The organism is Vibrio sp. JC009 (genome assembly GCF_029016485.1).
Classification (GTDB): Bacteria; Pseudomonadota; Gammaproteobacteria; order Enterobacterales; family Vibrionaceae; genus Vibrio.
The window spans coordinates 912964-937863 of record NZ_CP092106.1 but is presented as its reverse complement, the minus strand read 5'-3'; the positions used below and the strand labels follow the sequence as shown (position 1 = coordinate 937863).

The 24900-nt window shown below is 47.2% G+C and carries 22 protein-coding genes; 11 read left to right on the top strand and 11 right to left on the bottom strand.

The genetic code is table 11. From position 1 onward, the window contains the following. Window positions 1-477 precede the first annotated feature (477 nt). A complete protein-coding gene (nhaB, locus tag L3Q72_RS04405) occupies window positions 478-2073 on the top strand; it encodes a Na(+)/H(+) antiporter NhaB (protein WP_275131458.1) in 1596 nt (531 codons plus the stop codon). A 108-nt stretch (window positions 2074-2181) separates the two neighbouring features. After that, on the top strand, window positions 2182-2691 hold the full coding sequence (gene dsbB / locus L3Q72_RS04400) for a disulfide bond formation protein DsbB (protein ID WP_275131457.1): 510 nt from the start codon (window positions 2182-2184) through the stop codon (window positions 2689-2691). A gap of 137 nt (window positions 2692-2828) precedes the next feature. On the opposite strand, the gene L3Q72_RS04395 is transcribed toward dsbB, so the two are convergent. Together L3Q72_RS04395 and L3Q72_RS04390 are read right to left on the bottom strand one after the other, a co-directional pair. Next, window positions 2829-3893 carry an Abi family protein gene (locus L3Q72_RS04395; RefSeq protein WP_275131456.1) on the bottom strand — a complete coding sequence of 355 codons (1065 nt, stop codon included), beginning with the start codon at window positions 3891-3893 and terminating at the stop codon, window positions 2829-2831. A 260-nt stretch (window positions 3894-4153) separates the two neighbouring features. Beyond that, a complete protein-coding gene (locus L3Q72_RS04390; RefSeq protein ID WP_275131455.1) occupies window positions 4154-4747 on the bottom strand; it encodes an SEC-C metal-binding domain-containing protein in 594 nt (197 codons plus the stop codon). A 108-nt stretch (window positions 4748-4855) separates the two neighbouring features. Here L3Q72_RS04390 and dusC point away from each other — a divergent pair, with 108 nt between their 5' ends. Next, entirely contained in the window at window positions 4856-5806 is a 951-nt protein-coding gene (gene dusC, locus L3Q72_RS04385; protein WP_275131454.1) for a tRNA dihydrouridine(16) synthase DusC, read from the top strand. Here the strand turns inward: dusC and L3Q72_RS04380 are convergent. The 5 genes from L3Q72_RS04380 to L3Q72_RS04360 form a co-directional block, all read right to left on the bottom strand. Beyond that, window positions 5796-7181, bottom strand: a complete 1386-nt coding sequence (locus tag L3Q72_RS04380; protein WP_275131453.1) for a sensor domain-containing diguanylate cyclase — start codon at window positions 7179-7181, stop codon at window positions 5796-5798. The genes dusC and L3Q72_RS04380 overlap by 11 nt on opposite strands. A gap of 160 nt (window positions 7182-7341) precedes the next feature. Further along, window positions 7342-9195 (bottom strand): maltodextrin glucosidase, encoded by a 1854-nt coding sequence (malZ, locus tag L3Q72_RS04375; RefSeq protein WP_275131452.1) that lies wholly within the window; start codon window positions 9193-9195, stop codon window positions 7342-7344. Window positions 9196-9302: 107 nt separating this feature from the next. Then, on the bottom strand, window positions 9303-10097 hold the full coding sequence (locus tag L3Q72_RS04370; RefSeq protein WP_275131451.1) for an ABC transporter ATP-binding protein: 795 nt from the start codon (window positions 10095-10097) through the stop codon (window positions 9303-9305). After that, a complete protein-coding gene (locus tag L3Q72_RS04365) occupies window positions 10094-11038 on the bottom strand; it encodes an ABC transporter permease (RefSeq protein ID WP_275131450.1) in 945 nt (314 codons plus the stop codon). Before L3Q72_RS04365 ends, L3Q72_RS04370 begins: the two co-directional genes overlap by 4 nt. 200 nt (window positions 11039-11238) lie before the next feature. Then, on the bottom strand, window positions 11239-12204 hold the full coding sequence (locus L3Q72_RS04360; RefSeq protein ID WP_275131449.1) for an ABC transporter substrate-binding protein: 966 nt from the start codon (window positions 12202-12204) through the stop codon (window positions 11239-11241). A gap of 132 nt (window positions 12205-12336) precedes the next feature. On the opposite strand from L3Q72_RS04360, the gene L3Q72_RS04355 reads away from it, so the two are divergent. Beyond that, a complete protein-coding gene (locus L3Q72_RS04355; RefSeq protein WP_275131448.1) occupies window positions 12337-12666 on the top strand; it encodes a hypothetical protein in 330 nt (109 codons plus the stop codon). A 37-nt stretch (window positions 12667-12703) separates the two neighbouring features. On the opposite strand, the gene yfbV is transcribed toward L3Q72_RS04355, so the two are convergent. After that, window positions 12704-13156, bottom strand: coding sequence for a terminus macrodomain insulation protein YfbV (gene yfbV / locus L3Q72_RS04350; RefSeq protein ID WP_275131447.1), 453 nt, complete (start codon window positions 13154-13156; stop codon window positions 12704-12706). A 336-nt stretch (window positions 13157-13492) separates the two neighbouring features. Here yfbV and L3Q72_RS04345 point away from each other — a divergent pair, with 336 nt between their 5' ends. Next, window positions 13493-14689: an acetate kinase gene (locus L3Q72_RS04345; RefSeq protein ID WP_275131446.1), complete on the top strand. Its 1197-nt coding sequence runs from the start codon at window positions 13493-13495 to the stop codon at window positions 14687-14689. Window positions 14690-14790: 101 nt separating this feature from the next. Beyond that, window positions 14791-16929: a phosphate acetyltransferase gene (gene pta, locus L3Q72_RS04340; RefSeq protein ID WP_275131445.1), complete on the top strand. Its 2139-nt coding sequence runs from the start codon at window positions 14791-14793 to the stop codon at window positions 16927-16929. A gap of 155 nt (window positions 16930-17084) precedes the next feature. Here the strand turns inward: pta and L3Q72_RS04335 are convergent, their stop codons facing one another. Further along, window positions 17085-17951, bottom strand: a complete 867-nt coding sequence (locus tag L3Q72_RS04335) for a TIM44-like domain-containing protein (RefSeq protein ID WP_275131444.1) — start codon at window positions 17949-17951, stop codon at window positions 17085-17087. 186 nt (window positions 17952-18137) lie between these two features. Between L3Q72_RS04335 and L3Q72_RS04330 the strand changes: the two genes are divergently transcribed. From L3Q72_RS04330 to L3Q72_RS04320, 3 genes are all read left to right on the top strand, one after another. Next, window positions 18138-18734, top strand: coding sequence for a TetR-like C-terminal domain-containing protein (locus tag L3Q72_RS04330; protein WP_275131443.1), 597 nt, complete (start codon window positions 18138-18140; stop codon window positions 18732-18734). Between the two features lie 10 nt (window positions 18735-18744). Further along, on the top strand, window positions 18745-20619 hold the full coding sequence (locus tag L3Q72_RS04325) for an MFS transporter (protein WP_275131442.1): 1875 nt from the start codon (window positions 18745-18747) through the stop codon (window positions 20617-20619). Between the two features lie 94 nt (window positions 20620-20713). Continuing rightward, on the top strand, window positions 20714-21631 hold the full coding sequence (locus L3Q72_RS04320) for a putative sulfate exporter family transporter (RefSeq protein WP_275131441.1): 918 nt from the start codon (window positions 20714-20716) through the stop codon (window positions 21629-21631). Here the strand turns inward: L3Q72_RS04320 and L3Q72_RS04315 are convergent. Next, window positions 21624-21779, bottom strand: coding sequence for a hypothetical protein (locus tag L3Q72_RS04315; protein ID WP_275131440.1), 156 nt, complete (start codon window positions 21777-21779; stop codon window positions 21624-21626). The two genes, L3Q72_RS04320 and L3Q72_RS04315, sit on opposite strands and share 8 nt — an antisense overlap. A gap of 88 nt (window positions 21780-21867) precedes the next feature. Beyond that, complete coding sequence (locus L3Q72_RS04310; RefSeq protein ID WP_275131439.1) at window positions 21868-22827, bottom strand: helix-turn-helix domain-containing protein; 960 nt, start codon at window positions 22825-22827, stop codon at window positions 21868-21870. A gap of 201 nt (window positions 22828-23028) precedes the next feature. On the opposite strand from L3Q72_RS04310, the gene L3Q72_RS04305 reads away from it, so the two are divergent. Next, window positions 23029-23538 (top strand): TRAP transporter small permease subunit, encoded by a 510-nt coding sequence (locus L3Q72_RS04305; RefSeq protein ID WP_275131438.1) that lies wholly within the window; start codon window positions 23029-23031, stop codon window positions 23536-23538. Continuing rightward, window positions 23535-24857, top strand: a complete 1323-nt coding sequence (locus L3Q72_RS04300; RefSeq protein ID WP_275131437.1) for a TRAP transporter large permease subunit — start codon at window positions 23535-23537, stop codon at window positions 24855-24857. Before L3Q72_RS04305 ends, L3Q72_RS04300 begins: the two co-directional genes overlap by 4 nt. The last annotated feature ends 43 nt before the right edge of the window (window positions 24858-24900 follow it).

Sequence of the window (24900 nt, the reverse complement as noted above, 5' to 3'; positions counted from 1 at the left end):
ATGAGTTAAAAAATGTACAATTCAGCCCATATTTCGACTGAAAAACCGGAAACGCAATTTAATATCAATGAAACATTTATGTAAATAAAAGTCCGACTCTTTTTTATGGAATCTCACACAAATAAGAGTGCAGAAATCACGCTTTTTCTCAACATTCAAGTTACGAAATCTAAGTTAACTATACATCTCGTCACACAGTGAATAATTTTGTAAGAAATCATTGCCAGACATGTTATGCTAGCTGAGTTTGCTTGCATGAATACTTGGATAAAACTATCCGCATACTGCACAAAGTACCGATAGTTAACATGCAGGCTAAAGCAGAACTTGCCTGACTAAAGGAGTGACTTGGCAAGGGAACAGGTATTGTCTTGCCCGTTGTTTTTCTAAGTCACTATTTACTCGCATACCATTTGGTAATGTCATCAGGCATGCTGGAAGCTAAGTACATTTCATTAACTTTTAAGAGTAATAACAATGCCGAAGACACTCGGAAGTGCATTTATCAGAAACTTTCTCGGTAAAGCACCTGATTGGTACAAAATCACCATCATCGCCTTTCTAGTCATTAACCCGATCATTTTCGCTATCAACCCCTTTGTAGCCGGCTGGGTACTGATTATTGAGTTTATTTTTACTCTGGCAATGGCGCTAAAATGTTATCCGCTACAGCCTGGCGGCCTTCTCGCCATAGAAGCGGTCGCTATCGGGATGACATCCCCAGCACTGGTTTTGCATGAGCTGGAAAACAACCTGGAAGTTATCCTGCTTCTGATCTTTATGGTTGCCGGTATCTACTTTATGAAGCAGTTGCTGCTGTTCATTTTTACCAAGATACTTCTGAACGTTCGTTCCAAGATCATCCTGTCTATGGCTTTCTGTTTTACAGCCGCGTTCCTGTCAGCCTTCCTTGATGCCCTGACCGTTATCGCCGTTGTAATCAGTGTTGCGGTAGGCTTCTACTCTATTTATCACAAAGTGGTTTCAGGGAAAGGAACGCACCATTCTCACGACCACACCATTGACACCCACCTTTCTGAGCTGACCCGTGAAGACTTGGATCAATACCGTGCCTTCCTTCGCTCACTAATGATGCATGCCGGTGTCGGTACTGCGCTTGGTGGTGTTATGACCATGGTTGGTGAACCACAGAACCTGATTATTGCCGACCAGGCAAGCTGGCTGTTCGGTGAGTTCCTGCTTCGAATGGCTCCGGTAACTATCCCGGTACTAATCTGTGGTCTGATTACCTGTGCAATGGTAGAGAAACTGAAAATCTTCGGTTACGGTACAGAGCTACCGGAACACGTGCGCAATATCCTTGTGGACTACGACAACGAACAAACCAGAAAGCGTACTAAGCAGGACGTTGCTAAGCTTTACGTCCAGGGCGCGATTGCAATCTGGCTTATCGTTGGCCTTGCGCTGCACCTTGCAGCCGTAGGTCTGATTGGTCTTTCAGTAATTATTCTTGCTACTGCATTTACCGGCGTTATTGAAGAGCACTCACTGGGTAAAGCGTTTGAAGAGGCGCTGCCATTTACAGCACTTCTTGCCGTATTCTTTGCCATTGTTGCAGTTATCATCGACCAGCATCTGTTTGGTCCGATTATTGAAGCTGTACTGGCACTGGAAGGTGGTCAACAGCTAAGCATGTTCTATGTCGCGAATGGCCTGCTTTCTATGGTATCGGATAACGTATTTGTTGGTACGGTATACATTAACGAAGTAAAATCAGCGCTGCTAAATGGCGTGATTACCCGTGATCAGTTCGACCTGCTTGCTGTAGCGATCAACACTGGTACTAACCTGCCATCAGTTGCGACGCCAAACGGTCAGGCTGCGTTCCTGTTCCTGCTGACATCTGCACTGGCTCCGCTGATTCGCCTGTCATATGGCCGCATGGTAATTATGGCGTTCCCGTACACCATTGTTCTGGCGATTGTTGGCCTGGTTGGCATTATCTTCTTCCTGGACCCAATGACGGCATGGATGTACGATGCAGGCTTGATTTCTCACCACGTTGCAGATGCTGCTGACGCAGCGGGACACGCAGCTGGCGGACATCACTAATCTTATTTTTCGCTATTGATTGCGGAACTTAATTTAGGTAAAAAGCTCTGAGTAATCAGAGCTTTTTTATTTCATACCATTTCGTTTGTTTTTGTCAGGACCCATTCAGTGAACATCTTATCTTCTATAAAGGCCTTCTCCCTATCCAGACTCTCCTGGGGGCTGCTATTCATTTTCATTGCTTTCTTTACCGCTTGTGCATACGGTTTTCAGCACATCTTAATGCTGGATCCGTGCGTAATGTGCGTTTACGAGCGGGTGGCTATGTTGGGTGTGGGCGCATCTGCGTTAATCGGCTACCTGAATCCTAAATCAGCAATCCTGCGCTGGATTGGCCTGGCTGGCTGGGGAGCAACATCCTATAAGGGTCTGACCTTATCCATGGAGCATGTTCACTACCAGACTTCCATTTTCGCAACCTGTGACGCTCTTAGCTTCCCGGAATGGGCACCACTAAACAAATGGTTCCCGGCATTTTTTGAAGCACCGGGTGACTGCAGTGAAATTGCATGGGAATTTTTAACGCTTTCAATGCCACAATGGCTGATCGTTATCTTCGTATGTAACCTGATTGCGCTGGGTGTTGTAGTGCTTTCTCAGTTTGTTAAGGCGAAGTAGACTCTACTAAAATTGCCGGTAGAATGCTCATGGTAATCAGGTAACAAAAGCCCACATTGCTGTGGGCCGTGAGTTATTGGTTTTGCTAATTTAGCAAGGCTAATCCAAGTAGCCTTGTTGATGCTAATTAATTGAATTTATTGCTTTACTTGAGTCGCATTAGGATGATTGCCTTGAGCTGTGGCAGGCTTGGGAATGAAAGTAACATCAATACCAAGAGGCAAAGGCCAAGCTTTCCGTCTCTTCTGCATTGATTTGTTTGTGTAGAATACCTGATGTGACTTTTTACAGCGTATAATTGCATAGTTGGGCTCCGCACTAACTACTTCTCCCTGGCGTCTGGTGTTGATTTCATGCCTTTCTTTCCATTCAATAATGTCTGGAACAGAAGGAAGTCCCGATGCTAACATTTTACTTCGCCATAGCGTATGTTGAGAGCAGGCTATTCCCATCAGTTTGTCGTTGTCTATGACAGACAACAACTTTAAGTTGTTGGGGTTGATCCAACGAATAACTTTTAAGCACTGTTCGTAATGTGCAACAACAGTATTTATGCTGTCGTCTGAATCAAATAAATCTGCTGCTTTCCAGATTGGCTCATGATGTGCGATACGATTTCTAAGTTTATTGATTTCGAATAAATTTGAGCTGATATGGTTAATACTCAAAGGTGTATCGTTTAAGTCCTTAGCATATGGAAAAACTAAACTGTTAAGACTCGGCCAAAGCTCAATAATGGGAGGATTAGCAGGAGGTTGGCTTGAACGATGTTTTTTGTCTGTTAAGTGTACCCAAAAACCAAACGTTAGTTTTGCAATTAGATTATCAGGGGTAATAGCTTTCCCCTCTCTAACCAAATCATCCTTAGCTTTCTTTATCTGTTGAAATGCTGGGCGATTATTTAGATTTGTATAAGAATTGCAAAACCAAAATTGGTCGATCTTGGCTTTCTCTTTGGTCCAATCTTGTTGTTGAAAATTTGCTTCGACTAACTGCTCATGATATTCGATGTAAGCAGTATTGATAGCATTGCGCAAAGAGACTTCTAATACTTGAAGCACTGGATAAAAGAGACCTGATAGCTGCTTGTTCCACGCATATAGTCCTAAACTTTGTTCATCGCTTGCATCGCATAAGTTTGGCTTTTTGTAAGTAGAAAGTCGAGGGTTTGATAGTGTTTTAATTATTGATTCTACAGGCATATTAGTGTTCCGCTGTGATGATGATAAAGTATACCTACACTTCCGATAGCGAACAAACTACTTGACATAAAGCCGGGATTAGCTAGAATCCAAATGTCGACGGAAACGTCACTAGATTGAAAGCGCGGTACAGTGTGAAGCTGGTTGGTCTTAGACCCCGTTAGCGAGATATTTTCGAAGGGCTCCTTTTAGGAGCCTTTTTCGATCTTGTTCCTTTACCTCTACTCTTCGAACTCACTCTCATACCTAGTACATCCAGGTTACTTACCGCAACACTGCTTAAACTTTTTGCCACTTTCGCAAGGGCAAGGGTCATTTCTTCCCACATTTTTATACGGGTTCAGCGCCTGTGATTTTGCTCCGGCCATATGCTCATCGGCAGCATGGGACACTTCATTAACCATAAAGTCCAGTTGTGGTTTTAGTTCAGAAAGCTTTGGTGGCTCTTCTACGCCTGATGCCATCATCTGACTGCGGGTTGCTTCTTCATCAATTGCCAGCATAAAGGTGGTCAGCAGTGCCTGTAGCATTCTTAGGGTGCCATCACCCAGTTCAATCTCCTGATATTGCTGCTCAACCACAGGCCACACTGTCATAAAGCCTTCTGCCAGGTCCGCCAGAGGCTCAGCATCTAAATCGCTAAGCACCTTATATTCCGCTCTTTGCAGCAGGTTATGCTGCTTATTAATGTGAGGAACCAGCATTTCTGAAGCCTCTCCTGAGTCCAGGCCTGCCAGTTGACACCAGGATTCCGGCTCCAGCGGTTTAACTGCGCAGTTAGAAGCAAGCACAGCTCCTTCAAGAAAGTAAGCGGATTCACCCTGCCACGCTTCTGGCAATGTTATAAGTTCCATATAAACGACTCTGTAAATTCTGATAGCGGCATTATATTTTTAAAGTGACTTTTTTATCAACTCCCCCTACAATTCGCCTCCCGGTTTAAATGTGAGAAATATTAACCAATGCGAGTAGTTTTAGGCCCTATGGAGGGCGTTCTGGACCATCTGATGCGTGAAATCCTGACGGATATCAACGACTACGATCTGTGCGTTACAGAGTTTGTCCGCGTTGTGGACCAACTGCTCCCTGACCATGTTTTTACCAAACTCTGCCCTGAGCTTAAGCATGGGTCGGTAACTAAATCCGGTACTCCCGTCTATCTGCAACTTCTCGGTCAGGATCCTGACTGGATGGCAGAAAATGCCGTGCGTGCAGCCACGCTGGGTGCAAAGGGGATCGATCTGAACTTCGGCTGTCCGGCAAAAACGGTAAATAAGAACCGTGGTGGCGCTGCCCTGCTTCAGACTCCAGAACTTATCCACCAAATCGTAAAAGCCTGCCGGGAAGCCGTGGACGATTCTGTTCCTGTATCCGCCAAAATCCGTCTGGGCTGGGACAATCCGGAAGACTGCTTTGAAATCGTCAACGCCATTGAAACCGCCGGGGCCAGTGAAATAACCATTCATGCCAGAACCAAAACCGGTGGCTATAAAGCAAAAGAGATTAAGTGGGATTACATCAGCCAGATAAAGGCGAAGACTTCAGTACCTCTTATCGCCAACGGCGAGATCTGGGGCTATCAGGACGGTCAGGACTGCATCAAAGCCTCTGAAATCGATTCTCTGATGGTGTGCAGAGGCGCCTTTAACATCCCTAACCTCGGCAATATGGTTAAGTATGATCACCAGCCTATGGGCTGGAGTGAAGTGCTGAGTTTACTGCTTAGCTACTCAAAATACGAGATGAAAGGGGATAAGGGGCTTTACTATCCGAACAGGGTAAAACAATGGCTCAGATACCTGAAAAATGAATACCAGGAAGCAGATGAACTGTTTAAGTCCATCCGCACCTTTAAAAAAGCGGATCCTATTGTCAGCCAGATCCAGAGCTTTCAAGAAGCCGCTATACAATAACCTGATTCTTGCCGGATGTTTTTGCTACATAAAGCTTGGCATCCGCATCCTTAAACTGGGTTTCAAAACCAACCTTATCGTCGGCAAGTGTAATGGAAATACCGCCGGATATGGTAAACCCGCTATCCAGGATCTCGCTGGCACACTCCTCAACCACCTCTCGTACCCGCTTTAGTACCCGGGTCATCCCCTCTTTGTTATCACCAAGCAGATAAACCACAAACTCTTCACCGCCAAACCGGGCAACCGCATCACTGTCCCTGATACTGTCACCTATCTTGTTTGCCACAAAGCAGAGTACTTCATCCCCTTTATCATGCCCGTAGTTATCGTTAATTTTTTTAAAGTCATCGATATCATAAACACCCAGGGCGATGTATTTGTACTTAGACGGCTGCCTGATGTGCATTTCCAGCCCGCGGCGGTTAAATACCCCGGTCATGGGATCCCGCTCCGCTAAGTCCTTAAAATAGCGCCTCTCAATCAGGCTTTTCAGATAAAAAAGACCGGTAACCGCAAAGACATACAACGCCAGAACAATCAGAAGATTAACCCGCTCTTTGATAACAAACCTGATGGCATCCTGCCAGGTATCAAACTGGTAAAAGAGTGTATGGGTAAAATCAACGCCCTTAATCTGAATATCCTGAACAAAGTAAGCATCTGCCGGGAGCGGCGTCGTGTAGGTGTTGATAAGCCGGTAACTGCTCTGCGCCTCATCGGTAATATTAACCAGCTGGTTTACTGAAATATCGACAATGACTTCCCCCCGGAGCTTGCCGCCTTTAATTACCGGACTGGAAAGTGAAAGCACCTCTTCCCCTATGCTGCTTCTGTATGCAGGGCCTGTTACCGACAGACTTCCTCTGTTTGCCGCAGTCTCTTTCCAGAACGGCAGTTGAGTGGCACCAAGAACCAGGTGCTGCTCCATCCGGCGTGCCACCTTTTCCGGAGAGGTAATAACATAACCATCAGCAGAGATAAAATGCACAGCAGCAATCACATTATCCAAATCATGAAGAAAGGAAAGCATTGGAGCAAGGGCCAGCTTTTGCGTTGCCTGACTATGCAGAACCGACCCCTTCCGGCACATGGATTCAGCACCCAGAAACATATAATCCAGCTCTACTGCTGGCGCGAATACAATATCGGCGGTATCGGTTACCCGGTTATTCAGAGGCCACAACCGGCATAACCCATTGCTAATTTCAGACTGATGCTGGATACCAATATCTGAGTAAGAAGAGAGCTGCGCAGAGATACCATATTCCAGTGCAGTCAGAACTTTTACTGAACGAACCAGGTCTTTTCTGAGCTTAACTCCCTCTTCCAGCATATCAGCCTGAATGCGCTCAATATGATTCGTTATCAGCATGACAATTACAGCCAGCGCAAAAAAAGCGGGCACAAATAGAATAAATTTTGCACTTATGGACCGCACTTTAAGTAGAGTCACTTTATTATCCTTATTCTTGCCCGGGAAGCAGGGAGCAACCCGGGGAAATATTCTGAATAAGGTGCAGTTATTACAGCGTCTAGAGTTTAAAACGTATAACCTGAGGTTCTGACATACCAAGCTTGAGCGAGATAACGCCGTCAGTACATGTCATTTTTTCCGCAGTGATCAGCGAACTTCCCCCTTCGTTCACCAGGCCCGATTTCCATACAGGAATATCTACCGTCTGAGGGGTCAGGCTCAATGCAATCACAGTCCTCACGTTATCCAGCTCCCGTGAGAAGGCCAGGTAATCATCTGAAAAGTCCAGCAGGGTAAAAGAACCACGCTGTAATTCAGGCGATGACGTTCTCATCCTGACCAAACTTTTGAAAAACGGCAGCAAGTCGCTATTCTCAACCCGTTCCCAAGGGAAACAGCGGCGATTGTCCGGATCTGCACCACCCTCCATACCCACTTCGGTACCGTAATAGATGCATGGCACACCCACATAGGTAAAAAGCAAATAAGCCGCGAACTTCATTTTATCTGTGTTGCCATTGAGCAAAGTCAGAAAACGGTTAGTATCATGGCTATCTAGCTGATTTAACTGACTAAGCTGATTCAGCCACGGGACCTTTGCCTTACTTTCCTGAAGCCAGTTAACGAATTCAGAAACTGACAGGGTAACGGGAGCATGAGAAATATCTTTGTTTGCCAGCAGTGACCAGACCGGATGAGCAAAGCCGTAATAGTTCATCGCGCCGTCTTCCTGATCACCCTGAAGCCACTGAGTCGCCTCAAAGAAATGTTCGCCTAATACGTAGGAGTCAGGGTTTTCCTCTTTGCAGGTTTTACGAAATTCCCGCACGTAATGTGCGTTGTTTTTCGCCCCCTCACCTTCGCCCAGCATATGGATAACATCAAAACGCCAGCCATCAATGTTATATGGCGGCTTCAGCCAGTGACGCAGAACGGAATCTTCTCCTGAATAGATCTGCTCTCTCAGCTTAGGATTGCTGAAGTTTAAAACCGGAAGCGTGCCAATTTCCTTCCAGCCTATGTAGTTATTTGAGTTTTCCTCAAAAAAGTAAAAATCCCGACAAGGAGAGTTAGTGTGGTGATAAGCGCCATCACCATAAATATCACTTATATCGAACCACTTGTGATTAACCGATGTATGGTTAACCACAGCATCCAGAATCAGCCTCATTTCGCGGTCGTGAACATTTTTACTCAGCTCAGCAAACTCTTCGTTAGTGCCAAAGTGGGGATCAATGGTGAAGTAGTCATCGGTGTCATACTTATGGTTACTGTGCGATGAAAAAACAGGATTAAGGTAGAGCGCCGTTACACCAAGCTCCTGAAGATAATCCAGCTTCTGCTCAACGCCTGCCAGATCTCCGCCATAAAACTCACAACTGGCCGATTTATCATAGCTTCCGGTTTCTGCTCCCCAGGGCTTAGCCACCTGCTGATAGCTACGTTCACCAAGCGTAACCATTTTGGTTTCCGGGCTGATATCCGGGTTTCCGTTGCAAAAACGCTCGGGGAAGATCTGGTAGAACACCTGCTCAGATACCCACTCCGGCGGCTGTTGAGCAACATTAAATTTAAAGTGATATTCCCTTCCCGGCATCCGCTTCTGAATACCACGGGCATCAAGCCAGTATTGCTGCTGCCCCAGAGCCAGTTTGAACAGATAGTGAGTCACATCAATATCGCGGTTCTTTCGGAATCTGGCCTTCCACAACACCAGCTTCCCTTCCCTGCCGCACTCCTGCATATCAATCAGGTACTCTTCGTTATCGGGCTCGTGCCTGAGTTGTACCTTATCAAATGGCAAAGATTCGGTTTTCAGAATTACCTCAAAATAGTCGCCATCAAAAGTGAGTCCGTTTCTGGTCTGTGCGTGGGCAGCAAAGGGCGTGTGCATAATTGCCTCTTTTATCAATAGATTTTGTGATTTTATCGCTTGATTTTATGGGAATTGAGAACGAAAAAAATCCCCCTTAAAAGTAAGGAGGATCACACTTAGAGGGATGAGACAGGGGGGAGGAGTTAACCCAGCAGAAGACTGTCGTCTGCCAGTTCTTCGCCACGCACCTTGCTGAACATTTCCAGCAGATCCGGCACGCCCATATTGGCTCTCTGCTCACCTGCAACATCCAGAACGATCTGGCCCTGGTGAAGCATTACAGTGCGGTCACCTACGGCCAGTGCATCTTTCATTGAGTGCGTTACCATCATCACCGTCAGGTTGAACTCTTTAACGATGGTTTTGGTCAAATCGATTACGAATGCCGCCATACGAGGGTCAAGCGCCGCCGTGTGCTCATCCAGAAGCAGAAGCTTGCTGTCTGAAAGCGTCGCCATTACCAGACTTACCGCCTGACGCTGGCCACCGGACAGCAGACCGATATTATCACTCAGACGATCTTCCAGCCCCAGACCAAGAATACTGATGCGCTCCTGGAATAGCTTTCTGCGTTTTGATGACAGTGAATGAGCCCAGCCACGTTTTTTACCACGCATATAAGCCAGAGCCATGTTCTCTTCGATAGTCAGATCACCACAGGTACCCGCCAGCGGATCCTGGAATACCCGTGCGCACTGACTGGCACGTTTGTGAACCGGCAGCTTGGTTACATCCATATCGTCGATACGGACATGACCGCCCACCATTGGCGTCTCACCGGTCACTGCACCAAGCAGCGTTGACTTACCGGCACCGTTTGAGCCGATAACCGTCAGAAACTGATGTTCAGGCACCTCAAGGTTAATACCTCTCAGCGCTTTGTTCTCAAGAATTGTTCCAGGGTTAAAAGTAACCTGAATGTCTTCTAAATAAATCATGCTACTTCTCCTGAATTTTTCGCCTGCTTAGATCCTGCTTTATTCTCAGCGGGCTTACCGCCCTTTTTTGCCTGCATGTTTCCTTTTAGCTTTGGCGCAATCAGAGCCACTGCTACCAGCACAGCCGTAACAAGGTTCAGGTCAGACGCCTGAAGGCCAAACATGCCGGTGCTCAGTGCAAAGGCAACTGCCAGGCGGTACAGAACCGAACCCACAATTACCGCCGTCACTGCAACCCAGATCTTTCTGCCAGGAATAAGAGTCTGACCAAGAATCACCGCAGCAAGACCCACAACAATGGTACCTGTACCGGAAGTCACATCGGCAAAGCTGTTTGTCTGAGCAAACAGGGCACCGGCAAAACCAACAAAACCGTTAGACAGCGCAAGGGCAAAATAAGTGTAAAAGGCAACACCGCCGCCCTGTGCTTTTACCATGCGGGAGTTCACACCGGTTGCACGAAGGCCAAGGCCAAAATCACTGTTCAGAAGACGGATAACAAACCAGGCAGAAAGCAGAACAAGTACACCAACCACCAGAGGTCGGACGTACATAGAGTCGCCCATGGCTTCAAACGGAGTAAGGATGGTATCTGAACCAAGCAGTGCAATATTTGGTCTGCCCATGATGCGGATATTGATTGAGAACGCAGCGATCATGGTCAAAATGGACGCCAGAAGATGCAAAATGCCACATTTCACCGCAAGGAATGCCGTTACCCAACCAGTAATTGACGCTGCAATCACCGCCATCACTGTCGCAACCCAGGGGTCAACACCTGCAACGATAGCTGTCGCAGCAACTGCCGCGCCCATTGGGAAACTACCGTCCACCGTAAGATCAGGAAAATCCAGAACCCGGAACGTTAAGTAAACGCCCAATGCAACCAGACCATAAATTAACCCTATTTCAAGAGCACCAAAAAATGCAAAAGCAGACATACTTACACTTACTCCTTCTCTGCTTAATAAAACCAATAACAGCTATTGGCTTATTTACTGTCGTTTATACTGTCAGTCCTATTAAAACTGTCATCCCGGACACTGCCTGAGCAATTATCCGGGACTTGAATCCCCGTATGCACGGGAATGACAACAGTTTATAACTGACTAATTTTTATCAGACAGCAATCTGTTTTTAACTACTTAATCTCTGTTGCGCGATCAAGTATTGACTGAGGAATGGTGATTCCAAGCTTGTCAGCAACAGTCTTGTTTACAACAAGATCTGAACCTTTAGCTACACGTACAGGAATATCACCCGGGTTTTTACCATCCAGGATATCAGCGACATAATCTGCAGTCTGAACACCGATTTGGTAGTAATCAAAGCCAAGCGCTGCAATAGAACCCGCTTCAATATAAGTTGTTGTTGCAGCAAAAACCGGCTTCTTAGCCTGGTTTGCAGCAATCGTCATACCTTCAATCGCACTGGCAACTGTGTTATCGATCATCGCGTAAAGCACATCAGATTCAGCAGAAATCGCCTGAGTCGCACTCTGTACAGCAGAAGTCGTCAGAGCAGTAGACTCTACAAGCTCAATACCCTGTGCTTTAGTTGCGTCACGAAGCAGAGTCAGAAGGCTAACAGAGTTCGCTTCACCCGGGTTGTAAACCACACCGATAGTTTTAAGGCCAGGAAGCATCTCTTTCATCAGCTCAACGTGCTGAACAACCGGTGAAAGGTCAGAAAGACCTGTTACGTTTTTGCCTGGTTTTTCATTATTAGAAACCAGTTTCGCGCCAACAGGGTCCGTTACCGCTGTAAATACAACCGGGATATCACGGGTTGCAGATACCAGCGCCTGAGCTGTCGGAGTCGCGATACCAACCAGTACATCCGGACGCTCACCTACATACTGACGAGCAATCTGTACTGCAATCGCCGGGTTACCCTGCGCTGTTTTAAAATCAAAATCCAGGTTCTCACCCTGTACATATCCCTTTGCTTTCAGACCATCCAGAAGGCCATTACGCGTCGCATCCAGCGCCGGATGTTCCACGATCTGAGAGACTGCAACTTTTGCAGTTTTTGCAATTACACCAGTTGATGACATCAGAGCAACACCTGCCAGAGCAGCAGTTGCAATAATACGGCTTGCTTTCATCTTGACTCCTTGATTTGCAATTTTCTTGTTTCAATGCTGTGTTTGAAAAAATATTATTCTTGGTTTGTACGTTTTTCTTTACGTATTAGCCCACAGTTGTACCGTAAACTAGTACAGAATGGAAGGGGGATTTTGGAATTATTGATGAGATTGATGAAAAGTGGGAGCTATGGGGTTATGGGGTTATGGGGTTATGGGGTTATGGGGTTATGGGGTTATGGGGTTATGGGGTTATGGGGTTATGGGGTTATGGGGTTATGGGGTTATGGGGTTATGGGGTTATGGGGTTATGGGGTTATGGGGTTATGGGGTTATGGGGTTATGGGGTTATGGGGTTATGGGGTTATGGGGTTATGGGGTTATGGGGTTATGGGGTTATGGGGTTATGGGGTTATGCAAGATTGTGTCCTTGCCATAATCCAAGTCAAGCATTTTATTCCGCTTTTCCCTATAGCCTTATAACCCTCGAGGGCGGAGCCCGCCCCCATAGACCAGAATACTAAAACCACCTCTCCAACGCACTCCGGTCCAACTGCCTGAACGCTCGATTAAGAATATTTGCCAGTTCTTTATACCTTGGATTGGATTTTACCGGTTCAAGCGCATAACCCGATTCCGTAATTTTCTGGTGTAGTTCCCGGTACCAGCCTGCCAGTGCCGGGGGGAGTTTGGTGTTTGAACGGCTTCCTAACCACCACATTCCCTGCAGAGGGAGACTGATGGCAAACAATGCGACGACGATGGCCTGTGGCATTGCCTGATAATTCTGGAAACTCATCTGAATGAGGATACTGATTGCTGCTACTGCGGGCATCACCTTGATGCCAAATTTAGTTGCTTTGATTATTCGGTTCTCGGGGAAAATCGGAGACAACTCCTTTCGCAGAGGCCAAACATCCATATATTTTTGTCCATCCCTAAAATTATGGACAAGTCCCGTGTTTGCACTCATTGTTACCTCACTCACTCAAAAAAAGTTGAAACGTTCAACTAAAACTGCAAAAATTTGACCAACGTTAATAAATCTTCAATTTTATTTTGTTATATTGGGGCATTATCGTTATCCTTTGCGAGCCCTCAATATCATTGTTGACCTTATATACCATATAGGCAAATTTATGATGTTCAATGCAAGGATTGCAAATGTGAGCGCGGTATCGTGTTCACAATTCTAAATATTAAGGATAATCGGGTTTGTTTGACCAGGAAGCTGACTATATATAACCAATGTCAACTGCTCCTGAAATAGATTTTCACCCTTATTCAGACGATTAACAGGTAATCAACCATGTCTAAGCTAGTTTTAGTTTTAAACTGCGGTAGTTCTTCGCTTAAATTCGCTATCGTTGACGCAGAAAATGGCGACGAGCATCTAACAGGCCTTGCTGAGTGTCTTCACCTTCCTGAAGCACGTATCAAGTGGAAACTTGATGGCAAGCACGAAGCGCAACTTGGTGAAGGCGCTGCACACGATGAAGCACTTTCTTTCATCGTTGAAACTATTCTTGCTTCTAAGCCAGAGCTTTCTGAGCAGCTTAAAGCGATCGGTCACCGCGTAGTACACGGCGGTGAGAAGTTTACTCAGTCTGTTCTTATCGATGATGCTGTAGTTAAAGGTATCGAAGACTGTGCAACTCTTGCACCTCTTCACAACCCTGCTGCAATCGTTGGTATTAAAGCAGCTCAAAAAGCGTTCCCGGGTCTGCCAATGTCTGCAGTATTCGATACCGCTTACCACCAGACTATGCCAGAAGAAGCGTTCCTGTACGCACTTCCATACGATCTATACAAAGAGCACGGCATCCGTCGCTACGGCATGCACGGTACTTCTCACCTGTTTATCGCTCGCGAAGCAGCAGAGCGTCTGGGCAAATCAGCTGATGAACTGAACATCATCAACTGTCACCTGGGTAACGGTGCATCTGTTTGTGCAATCAAAAACGGTAAGTCTGTAGACACTTCTATGGGTCTGACTCCGCTTGAAGGTCTGGTAATGGGTACTCGTTGTGGTGACATCGACCCGGCTATCATCTTCCACATGCACGACGCGCTTGGTTACTCTGTTGAGAAAATCAACACTATGCTGACTAAAGAGTCTGGCCTGCAAGGTCTTACTCAGGTGACTTCTGACTGTCGTTTCGTTGAAGACAACTACGGCGAGAAAGAAGAAGCAACACGCGCAATGGACGTGTTCTGTCACCGTCTGGCTAAATACGTTGCTGGTTACACTGCAACTCTTGAAGGCCGTCTTGACGCTATCGTATTCACTGGTGGTATCGGTGAAAACTCTGGCCCTATCCGTGAAATGGTTCTTAACCGTCTTGGCGTATTCGGCATTGAAGTTGACGGCGAAGCTAACCTGAAAGCACGCTTCGGTGGTGAAGGCGTTATCACAACTGCTGACAGCCGCATCCCTGCAATGGTTATCTCTACTAACGAAGAGCTGGTCATCGCTGAAGACACTGCAAAACTTGCAGGTCTGTAAAGAATAAGAATTAACTGGCTAACGAAAGTTAGCCAGTTTTGTATTGGGGCTCATTTTTCCCCTCGTGAGCCGTTTTTTGAATCGTCAAAGGTACTCTACAAATGTCCCGTACTATTATGCTTGTACCTATTAGCGCTGGTGTCGGATTAACCAGTGTTAGCTTAGGTGTTATTCGCGCAATGGAGCGCAAAGGTGTAAGTGTTTCTTTCCTTAAACCAATCGCACAGCCTCGTCACGGTGGTAACACACCTGACCTGACTTCAACTATCATTGAAGCAAACAGCGATATTAAAACAGCAAAACCAACTCCGATGCAGGAAGCAGAATCTCTGCTTGGTGCCGAGAAGATGGATGTGCTGCTTGAATCAATCGTTGCACGTTACAACCAGGTAAACGATGCTGATGTTACGCTGATCGAAGGTCTTGTTCCTACCCGTAAGCATCCGTTCGCTAACCAGGTGAACGAAGAAGTGGCTAAGACGCTGGGCGCTGAGATTGTATTTGTTGCAACGCCTGGTACTTACAACGCAAGCCAGCTTCGCGAGCGTATTGAACTAGCCGTTTCTAACTACGGTGGTTCTAAGAACAAAAACATCTGTGGTGTAATCATCAACAAACTGAATGCACCAGTGGATGAAGCAGGCCGTACCCGTCCTGATCTATCTGAAATCTTTGATGACTCTGACGCAGCCCAGCAGGCTGACGTGAAGACAATGGAGATCATCAACACAAGCCCTGTCCGTGTTCTTGGCTGCGTGCCATGGAGCATCGACCTGATTGCAACTCGTGCAATCGATATGGCTAAGCACCTTAACGCTGAAATCATCAGCGAAGGTGAGATGAACACTCGTCGTATCAAGAGCATCACTTTCTGTGCACGTTCTCTGCCAAACATGGTTGAGCACTTCCGTCCGGGCTCACTGCTGGTAACTTCAGCAGACCGTCCTGACGTTATCGTTGCTGCCTCTCTGGCTGCAATGAACGGAGTAGAAATCGGTGCAATGCTTCTGACCGGCGACTACGATATGCCAGAAGAGATTGCTAAGCTTTGTCAGCGTGCCGTAGACACAACCGGTCTTCCAATCTTTAAGGTTAATGGCAACACATGGCAGACTTCTCTTAACCTGCAGAGCTTCAGCCTTGAAGTACCGGCAGACGATAAAGAGCGTATCGAATATGTAAACGACCACGTTGCCGGTCACATTGACGGTCCATGGATCGACTCTCTGACTGAAGGTACTGAAGGTATCCGCCGTCTGAGCCCACCAGCATTCCGTTACCAGCTAACTGAGCTTGCCCGTAAAGCAGGTAAGCGCATCATCCTTCCTGAAGGTGATGAGCCTCGTACAGTTAAGGCTGCGGCTATCTGTGCTGAGCGCGGTATCGCAACGTGTGTGCTTCTTGGTAACCCTGACGAAATCCGTCGCGTTGCAGAGCAGCAGGGCGTAACTCTTGGCGCTGGCGTTGAAATCATCGACTCTGAAGCGGTACGTGAAAACTACGTTGCACGCCTTGTAGAGCTTCGCGCTAAGAAAGGCATGACTGAAGTCGTTGCCCGTGAAAAACTGGAAGACTCTGTGTTCCTGGGCACAATGATGCTTGAGAACAACGAAGTTGACGGTCTGGTTTCTGGTGCTGTTCACACAACGGCGAACACCATCGTTCCTCCGTTCCAGATCATCAAGACTGCACCTGATGCATCTATCGTATCTTCTGTATTCTTCATGCTTCTGCCTGACCAGGTACTGGTATACGGTGACTGTGCAATCAACCCGGATCCAACTGCTGAGCAGCTTGCAGAAATCGCTATCCAGTCTGCTGATTCTGCAACAGCATTTGGTGTTGACCCACGCGTTGCAATGATCTCTTACTCTACCGGTGAATCTGGTAAGGGTGCAGACGTTGAGAAAGTACGTGAAGCAACAGCAATCGCAAAAGAGAAGCGTCCTGATCTTGTTATCGACGGTCCTCTGCAGTACGACGCCGCTATCATGGAAAACGTTGCTGCTTCAAAAGCACCAAACTCTCCTGTAGCAGGTAAAGCGACAGTATTCGTATTCCCAGACCTGAACACAGGTAACACTACGTACAAAGCTGTACAGCGTTCTGCTGACCTTGTATCTATCGGTCCAATGCTTCAGGGCATGCGCAAGCCAGTTAACGACCTGTCTCGTGGTGCATTGGTAGACGATATCGTTTATACCATCGCGCTTACGGCTATTCAGGCGGAGCACGCTTAATAAAAGGGCTCTAGGTTATTAGGCCCTGGGAAAGAGAAAGCCCCGAGCATCGCTGCTCGGGGCTTTAGTTTTATCTGAAATACAAAGGCAACTACCCCTTAGATTTACGGGCTAGCTCCCAGGGCCCAGGGCCTATAAACCCAGGGCCCTTTTCCCTACCCCTGTATCCCCACAATCAACCAAGGCGCATTATCCACAGTAAGATCGCGTTCCAGATGCCAGACATCCTCAATATCCTCTTCGACACCTTCAACCGCATCACGGTAACGTCCGCTAAATTGCAGACTTAGCTGCGCTTTCTGGCTGTCGTAATCGGCGCGTACAATTTCAGCGTCAACGTACATAACGTCGGTATGCTGCTCGCCGTTCAGGCTCTCTCGTTCTGCCTTTAGTTCCTGGTACAAGCTCTCGGAAACATACTCTTTGATAGTGTGCAGCTCATTATAGTTCCAGGCACCCTGAATTGTGCGGTAGTGCTCGCGGGCACCGTTGATAAATGCCGCCTGATCAAAGCCCGGTGGGTAGTTGTGCGGAACATCGCTGTGACCTGAACTGCCAAAGCCGCCTGCTGCTGCGGGTTGAGGTTGCTCATAGCTTCTGAAACTGGAGTTACCGGATTCAAAGGTATTCTGATTCATACCTGAGTACGAGTGTTGATTCATGCTGCCCGCCTTCGCGCCCAGCATGCCTCGCAGGAACTTAAAGGCAAAGTAAGCGATCAGACCGATGATCAGGATATCCATAAACTGGATGCCCTCAAAGGCACCGCCAAAGAAAGCCGCAAGCAGGCCACCAGCTAACAAACCGCCCATCAGGCCCCCCATCAGGCCACGCTTAGAACTGCTCTTTGTTGTCTGATCCTTTTTAATTGAATTAGTGTTCTGGGTCGCCTTTTTAGGTGCCGGTGCCGTTTTAAACGACTTACCAAAAGACTTACCGCCTCCAAACTTTTTCGCTTCAACGATTGGTGATGCTGAAATGGTGAACATGAGCAAAGCCACCATAGCAAATAAACGTTTCATATTATTCCTTTTATCTTATTAGACTGACACATCTTATCGTCATGCATCTCATAAACAAGCCACCATGGGGAGCAAGTTTGTTTCAGAATGTTGCAACATATCATCTGGATTGTCACGCGCTATTAACTTGACCCTCAATTATCAGCCTCTTAGAATATCGAACATTGTTCATTAAAGTACTCAGATATGGCCAGAAGAAACGATCATACCCGCGACCAGTTAATTGCCCTGACTCTGGACAAGGTAAAGGCATTTCTGAGCGAAAACTCCCATCACGAACTCAGCCTGCGCAAGATAGCCAATATGATCGGCTATGTTCCCAGCACCCTGGTAAACGTTTTTGGTAACTATAATTTGCTATTGTTACATGTAGTTGCCCAGACAGTTGACGAGTTAAAAGAGCAGGCCGATATCGCTACATCTCAGGCGAAAACCACTGAAGAGGCACTTTTCAGACTTGCATACTGTTATCATGATTTTGCCAAAGCAAATCCCTACCGCTGGCAACTTATATTCCAGCACACTATGCAGGGAGAAACGCTGCCTCAATGGCAGGCAAAAAGAATCAGCTATCTGACCAGTATGCTTGAGGAGTTGCTTGAGTTAACTTCTCCGGGCAAATCTAAGCCGGAACTGGTTGAAGCAAGCCGGGTGCTCTGGGCCGGTGTACACGGAATCACTCTGCTGAGTGTGGACGACAAGTTTTTCACCTCGGAACCTGTCGATGGAAAAGGACTGATCGCTAACCTGCTGACCAATTACCTGCAGACCTGGCGTAACTAAAGGATACAGGATGACCAATTACAGCCAGTCATCACTACTGACCCAGAGACGTTTTCTGCCCTACTTTATCACCCAGTTTTTCGGGGCATTTAACGACAATATCTTCAAAAACGTACTCCTGATCTTTGTCGCCTTTGCAGGAAGCAGTGTGCTTCCCATTTCCTCTAACCTGTTTATTAACCTTGCTGCCGGCCTGTTTATTCTGCCCTTTTTCCTTTTTTCAGCCACCGCCGGAGAACTGGCCGATAAATACGATAAAGACTGGTTTATCCGTAGGGTAAAGCTGGCAGAAATCTGCATTATGCTGCTGGGCGCAGTCGGCTTTATCACCCACAGCTATCTGATTCTGCTATTTCTGCTGTTTTTAATGGGCACTCAGTCGGCCTTTTTTGGCCCGGTAAAATACGCCCTTCTGCCACATCATCTGGATAACAACGAACTGGTTTCCGGTAATGCACTGGTAGAAACCGGCACCTTTCTGGCCATTCTGCTGGGGACCATAGGCGCAGGCTTTATCGCTTCAAGTGAAAACGCAACCTTTGTAGCTGCGGCTTCTGTGGTTATCTTTGCTATCGCGGGGTATCTGGCCAGCCGTTATATTCCTAAAACAGCTGCAGCAGCACCGGAAGCGAAAGTGCGCTGGCAACCTCTGACACAAGCGAAAAAGACACTGGCAATAGGCAGGCAGGACAGAGTTATCTTTCAGGCCATTCTCGCCATTAGTTGGTTCTGGTTTCTGGGCGCGGCTTATCTCACTCAGTTCCCCAACTTCACCAAAATTTACCTGAACGGCAACGAAGCCTCGGTCTCTTTCCTTCTGGCTCTGTTTTCAATTGGCATTGCTGTCGGATCACTGCTCTGTGACAAGCTGTCTAACCACAGAATTGAGATTGGCATTGTGCCTCTGGGCAGCTTTGGTATCTCTCTGTTCGGCATTTTAATGGCAGTCAGTGTTCCTGACTCACTGCCGAAGTTTGAAACCTTTGCAAGCTTTGTTACATACCGTGAGCTCTGGCCTGTATTTCTCTCTCTGATCTGCCTTGGCGCATCCGGTGGCCTGTTTATCGTGCCCCTCTATACCATCATGCAGCAGAGAGCAGACAAAAAGCAGCGCTCACAGGTCATTGCCGCCAACAACATCTTTAACTCTCTGTTTATGGTCGGCAGCGCGATTTTAGGCATTGTCTGTCTGGGTGTGATTAAGATGAGTATCCCATCCATGTTTTTGCTGCTGGCGGTACTGAATCTCTTTATGGCCCTTTACCTCTTCCTGCAGGCTCCCATTTATGTGGTGCGTTTTCTGGTCTGGATACTGACCCATACCATGTACCGGGTAAAACACAAAAACCTGCATAATCTTCCGCAGGAAGGCGGAGCGCTGATTGTCTGCAACCATGTCAGCTATATGGATGCGCTGCTGCTCAGTGCGGTCTGCCCCCGCCTTATCCGTTTTGTAATGGAAGAGGATTATGCCAACCTCCGTCCGCTGAGGCGCTTTTTAAAACGTGCCGGTGTTATCCCCATTGACGGCACCAACCGCCGCTCCATAACCCGTGCTTTTAAAGATGTGGAACAAGCACTGAAGGAAGGCCACCTAGTGTGCATCTTCCCGGAAGGCCGCTTAACCAGTGACGGTGAAATTCAGGACTTTATGCGCGGCATAGATATTATCCTTAAGCGTACTCCCGTTCCTGTCATACCGATGGCGCTAAAAGGTATGTGGGGAAGCTACTTTAGCCGCCATAAGGGCAGAGCCTGCAAAGGGCTGCCAACAAGATTCCGCTCTAAGCTGGAAATAGAGGCTGCAATACCAATCCCGGCAACGGAAGCCTCATGTGATTTTCTCAAAGAAAAAGTGGCAGAGCTAAGAGGAAGCTACCGGTAATACCAATATAAGATTTCATCTATTTATGTTGTGAACAAGGAATCTGCCGATAGAATCCTTCTCTGTTAGATAGCCGATTACAGACACCCCAAAAATGAACAAAAATAATATCGCCTTTTTCTCTGCCGGACTGATTTGCCTGACTCCCTGGGTGTCTTCCCCAACCGCTCTGGTTCTGGGCTTTATGCTTTCAAGCCTGGGGCTTGTTCCGGGCGATATTCCAATCGGAAAAATCACCAAAAAACTGCTGGCCTGGTCCATTATCGGATTAGGCTTCGGTATTCATTTTCAGGAAGCACTTGCGGTTACCGGCAGTGGTATCGGTCTGATTATCGCCACCATCTTTGGCACTCTGATTACCGGTTCTTTGGTCAGTAAAAGAATCGGACTTGAGCGGCGTACCGGTTACCTGATTTCAGCAGGAACCTCTATCTGTGGTGGAAGCGCAATTGCTGCGGTCTCTCCGGCAATCAAAGCCAATGAAGAGCAGACCGGACTGGCACTCGCCACCGTTTTTGTCCTCAACTCCGTTGCCCTGTTTGTTTTTCCTGTGATAGGCCATGCCCTGAGCCTGGATCAGCACACCTTCGGAACCTGGGCCGCTATAGCAATACACGATACCTCGTCCGTTGTTGGCGCAGCTTCGGCCTATGGAGAGGAGGCACTTAAAACCGCGACAACACTGAAGCTTGCCCGGGCACTATGGATTATTCCCGTCGCTTTAATTAGTGCCGTACTGTTTAAAAACAAAAACAGCAAAATTGCTATTCCCTACTTTATATTCTTCTACTGTATCGCGATATTAGTAAGCGATTACTTACCTCATTACGAAGTTTTTTATGGGTATATTTTCACTTTTGCCAAAAAAACTCTGGTGGTCTGCCTGTTTCTGATTGGTTGTGGTATTTCCGTAGAAAAACTGAAAGCGGCCGGAGCAAAGCCACTTCTGTTTGGTGTGGGACTGTGGGTCGCAATTTCTGCGCTGTCACTGAGCTGGCTTGTGCTTACCTGAGTTTATAACGGTTTCCCCTGACTCCAAGAACCAACGCAAACAGCAGCATAAAGGCGCTAAGTTCAGCTAGCGCTCTGCTTAGCCCTTCAGACTGTGTTGCCATAACAAGCTGCAAAATCACAACGGCAAGCAAAATAATCCGGGTCATTGTTATTCCTTTCTCGCGCTATATACAAATCGATTATTGCGCAGAAGAATACAAAGCGGTAATTCTGTTTTGGACTATTTTATACCGGTCAGCAATACCTCTCACGCTGACGCGTCTGCTGCGGGGTTTCACCAAACAGGCGTTTGTAATCCTGGCCGAATTGCCCAAGGTGAAAAAAACCATAGTCAAACGCGACTTCACCAATGGTTTGCAAGTTATCACCAGATAATAGTGCCCGCCGTACCTGATTAAGCCGGGTAATCTGAATATACCGCTTAGGTGACATTCCGCAGCATTGGGTAAATGTGTACTGCAGCGTCCGTCGGCTGACATGTACTTCAGAGCAAATCTCACTGATGGTTACCGGATTTTTTAGTCGTGACTCAGTAAGATACCTGTTAACCCGCTGCATAATTCGCTGCCGCTGGTGAGAAGCGACTTGATTAACCTGGGTCTGTTGTGCCTGAGTAAGCAGTTCAAATACCGCATCCTGCAAGATGATCTGCTGCGTTTTACTACTCCACCGGTTTCCTTCCGGATGCAACAGCAAAGAGAGGTACTGGCTGAACGCAGTAAGAGTTCCTGACGGCACACCCTCCAGCCACAAAGCATCACTACTTTGATGCATTAAAGGCTCCTCATCGCATTCTGCAAGCTGAGTAAAAAAACTTTTCGTTAATACCAGACCATAAATGGAAAAGTCATCCGGAGTAAGTAATTCAAAATCTCTGCTTCCAGGTCTGCACAAAAACTGGTCATGCCGGGGCTGCTGATTGTTGATACGGCATCTTTTGTTATTGGCGCTGAATCCAAGCCATAAACCTCCATCCTCAACCCTGCACTGCTGCCGCAACCCCCGGTTGGTATCTTCACGAAACGCGTGAATGTGCGGAAACTTAATCTCCTTTATCATCCCCAGAAAACGCCCCTGACTTAACTGGTCATATTCCTGTTGCCAGTTAACCAGGTTTGCAGCCTGATGATTTGCATCATTAGAGTGAAGCGTGCACAGCAATGACGCACTGTCTGTTAATGTGTGATTCCCCATATCTCTTATCCTTGGCTCATAAGATGTTCCAACATAGGGCATAACCTTACTTACTTCATTGTTATTTATAGAATTTTTATCTTTGCCGATTTTTGATAACTGTCAGGAACAGATATCGCAACCTTAGCTTCATTGTTGTTGAAATCAGAATCAGCAAAAACCGAACCAAGTTATTTAAGCTTTTTGCGCTAAGGAAATCTTATGCCCGGTTTTATTATTGCCTATGTTAAGTACGTGGATAAATTGAACTATTTTATCGGCCGCGCAATGACATATGGGATCTTCGTGATAGTCGGCGTACTTTTATGGTCCTCTGTCTCTAAAACCTTTTTTATGCCATCTCTCTGGACCCTTGAATCCGCACAGTTTGCTATGGTCGCCTACTATATCCTCGGCGGCGCATACGCTATCCAGCTAAACGCTAACGTTCGGATGGATCTTTTCTATGGCGAATGGTCGGTAAAGCAGCGCGCCTGGGTTGATGCCTTTACCGTTTTCTTTCTCATCTTTTTCCTGATTGTGCTCCTCTACGGGGGGCTGGAAAGCACACTCTATTCACTTGAGTATGGCCAACGCAGCCGTACTGCCTGGCGTCCGTTACTGTGGCCAATCAAAGCCGTTATGTGTACCGGGTTTGTGCTGATGATCCTGCAGGCAGTATCACAGTTATTTAAAGATATCGCGATTATACGGGGAGTAGAAATCAAATGAGTTATGGCATGATCGCAACAATGATGTTCGCGTCGATGGCGTTGCTGATGGCAACGGGTCAGCGTGTATTTGCTGCAATAGGAGCCGTTGCCTCCGTCGCTGCTATTTTGCTGTGGGGAACCGGTGGTGTGGAGATACCTTTTACCGCAGCCATGAAGCTGATGAACTGGTACCCTATGCTTACCCTGCCCATGTTTATCTTTATGGGCTATATCCTTTCGGAATCCAAGATTGCCGATGACCTGTATAAGATGTTCCATGTATGGATGGGACCTATGCCCGGTGGACTTGCCATAGGCACCATTGGCCTTATGGTGCTTGTCTCGGCAATGAACGGGCTCTCTGTAGCAGGTATGGCTATCGGTGCCACTATTGCACTGCCAGAGCTATTAAAGCGTGGCTATGATAAGAAAATGGTTACCGGGGTCATTCAGGCCGGCTCCTCCCTCGGTATCCTTGTTCCCCCGTCAGTAGTACTGGTTCTGTACGCCATGATAGCCCGCCAGCCTGTTGGACAGCTCTGGCTGGCCGGTATTGTTCCCGGACTGATTATGGCGGTGCTGTTTATTGTCTATATCGTCGTTCGTTGCCGTATCAACCCGGATCTCGGGCCTGTGCTCAGTGAAGAAGAGCGCAATGTGCCTATGCCCGAAAAAATGCGTCTGCTTGGAGCAGGAGCACTGCCACTTGGTATTTTCGCGGTGATGATGGTTCCTTTTGTTAATGGCTGGACCAGCCTGGTAGAGAGCTCTGCCATCGGTGCCATGGCTGCGCTGGTAGCCGCTATTCTTAAGCGACGTCTGACAAAAGTCGTATTCGAGAACTCAGTACGCAGTACTCTTGCTATCTCCTGCATGTTTATGTGGATCATTCTTGCTGCATTAGGCTTTGGTGCTGTATTTGACGGATTGGGCGCGGTAAGAGCGATAGCCGATCTCTTTACTGAGCAGTTAGGACTGAGCCCCTGGACCATTCTTATCCTGATGCAGCTGTCATTTCTGGTTATGGGCACCTTCCTTGATGATACCGCGATGCTGGTGATCGTCGCGCCTCTCTACGTGCCTCTGGTACATGCTCTTGGATTTGATCTGATTTGGTATGGCGTTCTCTACACAATTACCTGCCAGATCGCTTATATGACGCCACCTTTTGGCTACAACCTGTTTTTGATGCGAGCTATGGCTCCACCAGAAATCAGCCTGCGCGATATCTACGGCTCCATTGGTCCCTTTGTCGGAATAATGGTGCTCTCACTCATTCTTATTATGGTTTTTCCGGAACTGGCTCTGTGGCTACCGGAATACGTTTACGGGAAATAGGCGTATTGCCTGTCCCACATATATATAAATATTTACTTTCAGG